The sequence below is a fragment of the Sulfitobacter sp. genome (genome assembly GCF_041552635.1).
Lineage (GTDB): Bacteria > Pseudomonadota > Alphaproteobacteria > Rhodobacterales > Rhodobacteraceae > Sulfitobacter.
Map to the genome: position 1 here is coordinate 1 of NZ_JBFEKM010000172.1, position 8,502 is coordinate 8,502.

7 protein-coding genes are annotated in these 8,502 nt (G+C 58.7%); 6 read left to right on the plus strand and 1 reads right to left on the minus strand.

What is annotated here, in order from left to right; translation table 11 throughout:
* Positions 1-881, minus strand: an 881-nt coding sequence (gene tsaD, locus ABYT07_RS16980) for a tRNA (adenosine(37)-N6)-threonylcarbamoyltransferase complex transferase subunit TsaD (RefSeq protein ID WP_372993223.1), incomplete at its 3' end; no start/stop codon positions are given.
* Between the two features lie 80 nt (positions 882-961).
* On the opposite strand from tsaD, the gene ABYT07_RS16985 reads away from it, so the two are divergent.
* The 6 genes from ABYT07_RS16985 to maiA all read left to right on the plus strand — a co-directional run.
* Positions 962-1,666 (plus strand): uroporphyrinogen-III synthase, encoded by a 705-nt coding sequence (locus ABYT07_RS16985; protein ID WP_372993224.1) that lies wholly within the window; start codon positions 962-964, stop codon positions 1,664-1,666.
* Between the two features lie 71 nt (positions 1,667-1,737).
* Positions 1,738-3,183 (plus strand): mitofilin family membrane protein, encoded by a 1,446-nt coding sequence (locus ABYT07_RS16990; RefSeq protein WP_372993225.1) that lies wholly within the window; start codon positions 1,738-1,740, stop codon positions 3,181-3,183.
* Between the two features lie 10 nt (positions 3,184-3,193).
* A complete protein-coding gene (locus ABYT07_RS16995) occupies positions 3,194-4,702 on the plus strand; it encodes a heme biosynthesis protein HemY (RefSeq protein WP_372993226.1) in 1,509 nt (502 codons plus the stop codon).
* Between the two features lie 153 nt (positions 4,703-4,855).
* Positions 4,856-7,102, plus strand: coding sequence for a heavy metal translocating P-type ATPase (locus ABYT07_RS17000; protein WP_372993227.1), 2,247 nt, complete (start codon positions 4,856-4,858; stop codon positions 7,100-7,102).
* A 70-nt stretch (positions 7,103-7,172) separates the two neighbouring features.
* Positions 7,173-7,877, plus strand: coding sequence for a fumarylacetoacetate hydrolase family protein (locus ABYT07_RS17005; protein WP_372993228.1), 705 nt, complete (start codon positions 7,173-7,175; stop codon positions 7,875-7,877).
* Positions 7,874-8,502, plus strand: a 629-nt coding sequence (gene maiA, locus ABYT07_RS17010) for a maleylacetoacetate isomerase (RefSeq protein ID WP_372993229.1), incomplete at its 3' end; no start/stop codon positions are given. The genes ABYT07_RS17005 and maiA, both read left to right, overlap by 4 nt.

Below are 8,502 nucleotides of genomic sequence, written 5' to 3' on the forward strand. Positions count from 1 at the left end.
GTCTCTAACCTTGCGCGAATGGCGCTGTTTGCGGCAACGCCGCCCGCCACACACAGGCTGCGGGTTTCGGGCGCATGTTCCAGATACAGCCTTAGCGCGCGACGGGTCTTTTCTGCCATGACATCAACGACAGCGGCCTGAAATCCGGCGGCCAAGTCAGCTTGATCCTGAAGTGTCAGCCCGCCTTTCTCAGCGATAATCTTATCTCTAACCCGCAAAACTGCAGTCTTGAGACCGGAAAATGACATGTCGCAATCTGGCCGGTCCAGCAGGGGGCGCGGAAAGGCAAAGCGTTTAGGATCACCGTTTAATGCGGCTTGTTCAATCGCAGGCCCGCCAGGCTGGGGAAGTGAAATCAGCCGCGCGACTTTGTCAAACGCTTCGCCGGGGGCATCATCAATCGTGCCGCCAAGCCGTTCAAAACGGTCGGGCCCATGCACCAGCAAGAACTGGCAATGCCCCCCAGACACCAAAAGCATCAAATAGGGATAGGCCACATCATCGGTCAGGCGCGGTGTCAGGGCGTGCCCCGCCAAGTGATTCACACCATAAAGCGGTTTTCCTGTCGCGGCAGACAGCCCCTTGGCGCACATCACGCCGGACAAGACGCCACCGATCAGCCCCGGTCCGGCAGTCACGGCAATCGCGTCGATATCTGCCAGTGTCAGGCTCGCTTTTGACAACGCTTCCTCGACGCATAGGTCCAGCTTTTCGGCATGGGCGCGGGCGGCAATTTCTGGAACAACGCCGCCAAAAGCCGCGTGCAGATCGGTTTGGCTGTCCACGACAGAAGACAGCACCTTGGCACGTTGCCCCGGTGTATGGCTTACAATCGCGGCGGCGGTATCATCGCAGCTGCTTTCCAATCCGAGAACTATCATAGCCGTTTCCGTTGCAAGGGTGATCAGTGCCAAGTAACACCTTGAGGCAAGTGGAACAATCCTTGGGGCCCCGCTGCCAAATGAACAAGCCCGTGCTGATCCTGACCCGGCCTGCCCCGAATGCATATGCATTTCTGGACATGATTGCACCTGTCCTTTTGGCGCGGTTCACGGTTCTGATCAGCCCGCTTTTGCGGATATCAGGGACAGGCACGCCTGTTGATATGCAGGGCATTGATGGGGTGATCTTTACATCCGCAAACGGACCGGCGTTTGCCCCCGAGGGGGGTGGTCGCACGGCGTTTTGTGTCGGTGCCAAAACGACCCAAGCAGCCGAGGCGAATGGTTGGCGCGCGCAAATGCTTGGGCAAACCGCCGATGAATTGATAGAAGCTGTGATCAACAAGCGCCCAAAAGGGCCATTGCTGCACATATCTGGGCAACATCAACGCGGTGACATCGCCCGACGCCTGTCCGGCGCAGGGATCAAAACAACGGCGGTCAACGTCTATGATCAAACGCTTTTGCCCCTGACCCCGCAGGCCAAAAGCGCCCTAACCGGGGGTAAACCTTGCATCGCCCCCTTGTTTTCGCCCCGAACTGCGACGCAATTTGCCCGCGAATGCGACGATCTGCGCCATGTCATTGTAATCGCCCTAAGCCCCGCCGTCGCCGATGCGCTGGGCGACAAACACCCGCAGCAACTTTTGATTGCGGATGAACCAACGGCCAATTCGATGCGTTTAGTGCTTGAAACTGTGGTTGATTGGGACAGGTTAGCTTGAAGATCGACACACATGCCGTCTAAGATTGAAAAAACAACTGACGATATGTCAGAATCGGAAAGGTTTTAAGCGTGGCAAAAGCGAAAACACCAAGCACGGACGGTGACAAACCGACGCAAAACGCGGCTTCGCGGGCGTCAGTAGCGGCGGCCAAGCCCAAGACCGCACCAAAAACTGCGGCAAAAACGACAAGTGCCTCAAAATCGGTCAAGGAAACTTCACCCGCGCCCAAAGATGTCGGTACTAAGGATACGGTGACACCCTCTGCTGCGGCAAAAACCACAAAAGACGCGACGGTATCTGCAGCATCAGCGGCCAAACCGGATACGGCCCCGAAAGATGCAGCACCTAAGGATAGCGGTCCCAAATCTGACCCTGCCGCAACTGCAGCGACACCCAACGTGAAAGCGATGTCCGATACCAGCCACACATCCAAGCCCGACGTTAAAGCTGCCGATAAGAAGCCTGACGCACCCGCAGCAAAAGACATTTCTAAAGAAACGTCGAAACCTGCCGAGGGTTCAAAACCATCTGTCACTCCTGCACCTAGCCAACCCAAGCCCGAGAAACCCAAGAGCGTGTTTTTCCCCATGTTTCTGGGCGGCCTTGTTGCCGGTGGTATCGGCTTCGCCGCTGCCGAGATGAATGTTTTAGGCCTGCGAACGGACACTAGCGCGATCAGCGAGGCTGAAAATACCGTTGCCGCAGATCTGGCCGATCAAGGGGCGCGGATCGCGGCACTTGAAGACGTGCTTGGTAAAACGCCAGCCGAAACCGATGCACCAGCGACCGATCTGGCCGCGATGGACGAGATCAAAGCATCCGTTGCGGCGCTGACTGCGCGGATTGATGAAATTGCGAACCGCCCCGCGCCAGCCGCAGGCGAAGCACCGCAGGTCGATACCTCGGCGTTCGAAGCTGAACTGGCCGCGCTGACAACATCCGTTGAAACGCAGAGGGACGAGATCCAGCGGCTTCTTGATAATGCATTAAGCGTCGAAGAGGCCACTGAACAAGCCGCACGGGCTGCAACAGCGCAATCTGCCGTGGCGCGGATCGTTGCGGCACTGACCACGGGACAGCCGTTTCAGACCGAAATCACCGATTTGCAAGCTGGCGGTGTCCAAGACATTCCCGCAGCTTTGACCGATGCCGCTGAAACGGGTGTGGCGACCAGCGCCAACTTGCAGGACCGTTTTCCTGATGTATCCCGCGCGGCCTTGGCCGCAGCGCGGGCTGAAGCACCCGCAGGTACAGCGGGCGGCATTGGCAGCTTTTTGAAAAATCAACTGGGTGCGCGGTCTGTGACCCCCCGTGAAGGCAATGACCCCGATGCGATCTTGTCGCGTGCCGAGGCTGCCGTGCGTGACGGTCGCCTTGCGGACGCCATAACCGAGATCGAGGCGCTGCCCGAAGGGGCCAAAGCGCCGATGGGCGACTGGCTTGCTGATGCGCAGGCCCGCCAAGCTGCACAAGATGCCGTACAGACCCTGACACAACGCCTGACGGCAAACTAAGGAAATTTATATGCTTTGGTCACTGATTAAGATCGTTGTGTTCGTTGCGGCAATTGCTGCGCTGACATGGGGTGCTGGGTTCTTGCTTGAAAGTTCGGGCGGGTTGCAGGTTACCGTGATGGGGACCGAATTCAGTTTTGGCCCGCTGCAATCGGTCATTGCGATCATCGTGCTGGTGATTGCGCTCTGGCTGGTGCTCAAGATTATTTCGCTGCTGGTCGCGGTCTGGCATTTCCTGAACGGCGATGAAACCGCGCTGTCGCGTTATTTTGACCGCAACCGTGAACGCAAAGGCTACGAGGCGTTGTCCGAAGGTCTGATGGCACTGGCAAGCGGAGAGGGGCGTTTGGCCCTGTCCAAAGCCGCGAAGGCGGATAAATATCTGGAACGGCCCGAGCTGACAAACCTGCTGATCGCGCAAGCGGCAGAAATGGCGGGCGACAAGCGCAAAGCCGAAGAAACCTATAAGAAACTGGTGGCCAATGAATCCACCCGCTTTGTCGGCGTGCGCGGTATTCTCAAGCAAAAGCTGGCCGAAGGCGATACCGATACGGCGCTGAAATTGGCCGAAAAGGCGTTCGCGCTAAAGCCCAAGCATGAAGACACAGGCGACATTCTGTTGAAGCTGCAAGCCGAGAAGGAAGACTGGACCGGCGCGCGTGAGACCCTGAACATCAAGCTGAAGAACGGCCAGCTGCCCCGCGATGTCCACAAGCGTCGCGACGCTGTGCTGGCGTTGTCCGAGGCCAAAGATGTCTTTACCGAAGGCCACAGCATCGAATCCCGCGAAGCGGCGATCGAAGCGAACCGTTTGTCGCCTGACCTGATCCCCGCTGCCGTAATGGCGGCGCACAGCTATATCGAACAGGGAAAACCCAAATATGCCGCGCGTCTGCTGAAGAAAGCATGGAGCGTTCATCCCCACCCTGACCTTGCCAGCGCTTTTGCCGCGATTGAACCGAACGAAAGCCCGAAAGAGCGGCTTAAACGGTTTACGGCGCTCACTCGGACCCAGCCTGACGATGCCGAAACCAAGATGCTGTTGGCCGAACTGAACATCGCCAACGAAGACTTTCCGCAAGCGCGGCGGTCCTTGGGAGATCTGGTCGAAACCGATCCGACGGCGCGTTCTGTCACGTTGATGGCAGCGATTGAACGGGGCGAAGGCGCGTCTGATACTGTCGTCAAAGGCTGGCTTGCCCGTGCGTTGACTGTGTCGCGTGGCCCGCAGTGGATTTGCGACAATTGCCAGCACATCCACACCAACTGGAAGCCGATTTGTGACAACTGCCACAGCTTTGATACGCTGGCCTGGAAAACGCCGCCCATGTCCGAGGTCGCAATGCCCGGCGGTGTGCAGATGTTGCCGCTGATTGTTGGCGCGATCGAAGATAACTCGGGTGCTGACGCCAAGCCACCTGTCGCCACACGCGCCGACATCGAAGAAGCAGAGCTGATCGTTGACGCGCCAGAAGACAGCGAAAAGCCGAAAGAACCCGAAGTTACTGCCGAAAAGTAGTCGGAAACGACGGTAAGAAATCTGGCCGGTGTTTGCTTTTCGTCAGCAGGCATCGGCCTTTTGCGTTATTGCCTGATAGAAATTTGGCCAGACCCAATGAAGTTCGGCAACTTGCTGCATATATAAGTGTCCAAACCATCAAGGATACTCGCCATGGCGTTGGATCAGATAAAAACTCTTTCTGTCTCGGGAATGACCTGCGGGGGGTGCGCCGCTAGGGTAGACAAAGCGCTGCGTGCTGTTCCGGGCGTGACCGAGGTCAGCGTGAACCTTGCCGATGATACGGCGACAGTGACCGTCACAAATGGCACCGTCGCGGTTGAAGCGCTGGCCAAAGCCGCGACCGACGCGGGCTATCCCGCGACGGCGGCGACAAAGACAACCACCCAGGATCACGCCAGCGCAAAGCGGGAAGAGACCGAAGAAATCGGGCGGGCCTTTGCGATTGCGGCAGCGCTTGCCTTGCCCGTCGTCGTGTTGGCCATGGGCGCGCACATGGTCCCCGGCATGCACGGGCTGATCGGCAAAACGATTGGCCATCAGGGCAGTTGGATGATCCAGTTTGCCCTGACAGCGATCCTGATCCTTGGGCCGGGGCGACGGTTTTACGCTATCGGTGTCCCTGCGCTTTTGCGCGGTGCGCCCGATATGAACAGCCTTGTGGCGTTGGGCACCGGGGCCGCGTTTACCTATTCTACCGTCGTCCTGTTCTTACCGTCGCTTTTGCCCGCCATCGCCCGCGAGGTGTATTTTGAGGCCGCCGCCGCCATCATTGCCCTGATCCTGCTGGGCCGCTGGCTTGAGGCGCGGGCCAAAGGCCGTACCGGTGCCGCGATCCAGAAACTTATCGGCCTGCAACCGCACCACGCACGGGTCAAACGGGGCAATGATTGGGTGGATGTCGATATCAGCGCGCTGCGCGTCGGCGATGAAATTCTGATCCGCCCCGGTGAACGCCTGCCCACCGATGCCACGATCATCGAAGGTGAATCTCGCATTGATGAAAGCATGATCACCGGCGAACCGATGCCGGTGCTTAAAACCGGCGGCGCGTCCGTAACAGGCGGGACCGTCAATGGCGACGGCAGTCTGCGGTGTCATGTGACGTCAGTGGGCGATGATACGACATTGGCGCAGATCATCCGCATGGTGCAGCAGGCACAGGGCGCGCGCTTGCCCATTCAGGGGGTAGTAGATCGTGTGACCTTGTGGTTCGTGCCCGCTGTCTTGGGGATGGCGGCGCTGACCGTGCTGGTTTGGGCTGTGTTTGGACCGGAGCCAGTGCTGTCGCATGCGCTTGTCGCAGGTGTTTCGGTGCTGATCATCGCATGCCCTTGTGCGATGGGTCTGGCCACGCCGACCTCGATCATGGTGGGCACCGGTCGGGCCGCCGAGATGGGCGTTCTGTTTCGCAAAGGTGACGCGCTGCAAGCGTTAAGCGGTATTGAAATCGTGGCATTCGACAAAACCGGTACGTTGACCAAAGGCAGCCCCGCGTTGACGGGCCTTGTTCCGGCAAACGGTTTTGACCGTGACGCCCTGTTGATCCAGATCGCCGCGGTCGAAACATCGTCGGAACACCCGATTGCCCGCGCCATTGTTGCTGCTGCCAAGGGCGCAGCCCTGCCCCAAGCCGAAGGGTTTCAGGCCATCAATGGTCAGGGGGTTACAGCCGTTGTGGAAGGTGCCAAGGTTCAGATCGGCAATGCCCGTCTGATGCAAGATGCCGGAATCGAAACCGCAGTGTTTTCCCAAGAGTTTGACGAACGGGCCAATCAGGGTGAAACCGTATTTTACGTCTCTGTTGAGGGTGAATTGGCCGGTCTGGTCGCGATTTCCGACCCGATCAAAGACGATAGCAAGGCGGCGATTGCAGCACTTCATGACCGCGGTTTGCAGGTCGCAATGATCACTGGCGATGATGCGAAGACCGCGCGCAGCGTCGCCGCGACCTTGGGGATTGATCACGTTGTGGCCGGCGTGCTGCCCGATGGCAAGATTGCAGCGCTTGACCGGTTGCGCGGGACGGATCGCAAGATTGCCTTTGTCGGTGATGGCATCAATGACGCGCCCGCGCTTGCCCATGCTGATGTGGGCATTGCGATTGGCACAGGCACCGATATCGCGATTGAATCGGCGGATGTGGTATTGATGTCGGGCAGTCTGACGGGCGTGAATAGTGCCATCGCCGTATCTCACGAGACATTGCGCAACATCCGGCAAAACCTGTTCTGGGCCTTCGGCTATAACGTCGCATTGATCCCTGTTGCGGCGGGGGGGCTATATCCGCTGTTCGGCATCCTGCTTTCCCCGATCCTTGCCGCGTCGGCGATGGCGTTTTCATCGGTGTTCGTGCTGACAAATGCCCTGCGGTTGCGGCGCATTAAAGTGCAGGTTTGATCCTTGGCAGGTGACGGGGCGGGGATTGAACGCTAACCATTGGGCAAACGGTTTTCAAAGGATCAGCCCCATGTCGTCAGATGCATATGTCTTTACCCCCCCGAAACAAGCCAGCCTTGCCGTTCAAGGGTCGGATACGCGGTTTCCCGTGCGCCGTATTTTCTGCGTCGGCCGGAACTATGCGGCCCACGCGATCGAGATGGGCAAAGATCCGACGCGCGAGGCCCCGTTTTTCTTTACCAAGCCAGCCGATGCAGCGCTTGATACGCCGTGCACCATTCCCTATCCGCCGCTGACCGAAAACCTGCATTTCGAGATCGAGCTGATTATCGCCATCGGCAAAGGCGGCGCGGATATCGCCGAGGCCGACGTAATGGATCACGTTTGGGGCGCATCCGTCGGCATTGATCTGACCCGTCGTGACCTGCAAAACGAGGCCAAGAATGCAGGCCGCCCGTGGGATTGGGGCAAGGCGTTCGATAACTCTGCCCCCATCGCGCCGATCGTGCCGATTGCCGATGTGCCATCTGTGGAAACCGCGCGTATCTGGCTGGCCGTGAATGGCGAGATCAAGCAAGACGCCGATCTGGCTGAACTGATCTGGTCGGTGCGCGAACATGTGTCGATCCTATCGCAGTCCATGACGCTGGCCCCCGGTGACATCATCATGACGGGCACGCCCGCCGGTGTTGGTGCGATTGTGGCAGGCGACGTGGTCACTGGCGGTGTTGACGGCATCGGCACGCTTGAGGTCACGATAGGCCCGCGTGCATGACCGACCTTGCCCTGCATAACTATTTCCGATCCTCCACATCTGTGCGGGTCCGGGCGGCGCTGAACCTCAAGGGGCTGTCCTTCGACTATATCCCGTTGTCCCTGCTCAAGGGCGAACAGGCCAGCGCGGATCATCTGGCGTTGAACCCCTCGGGGCTGGTGCCGACCTTGGTCACACCCCATGGCCCGTTGCCGCAGTCCCTTGCTATCATCGAATGGCTGGACGAGGTTTATCCGGAACCCGCCCTGCTGCCCGCAGACCCATGGGGGCGGGCGCGTGTGCGCAGTCTGGCGCATATTGTGGCGCTCGACATCCATCCGGTGAACAATCTGCGGATCCTCAAGCATCTTGAAGCAGAATATGGCGTCGATGCAGAGGGCAAAGCCCAATGGTTCCGTAAATGGGCCAGTGCGGGTCTTGCAGCACTTGAACAGCGCCTGACAGCCGATCCTGAAACAGGCGCGTTTTGTCACGGTGACACGGCCGGGCTGGCTGATCTATGTCTCTACGCTCAGGTCCTGAACAATGTGCGGTTTGACGTAGATATGACATCTTATCCTACCCTTCGGCGCATACATGCAAATTGTATGGAAATTCCGGCATTGCAGGACGCGATACCGGCAAA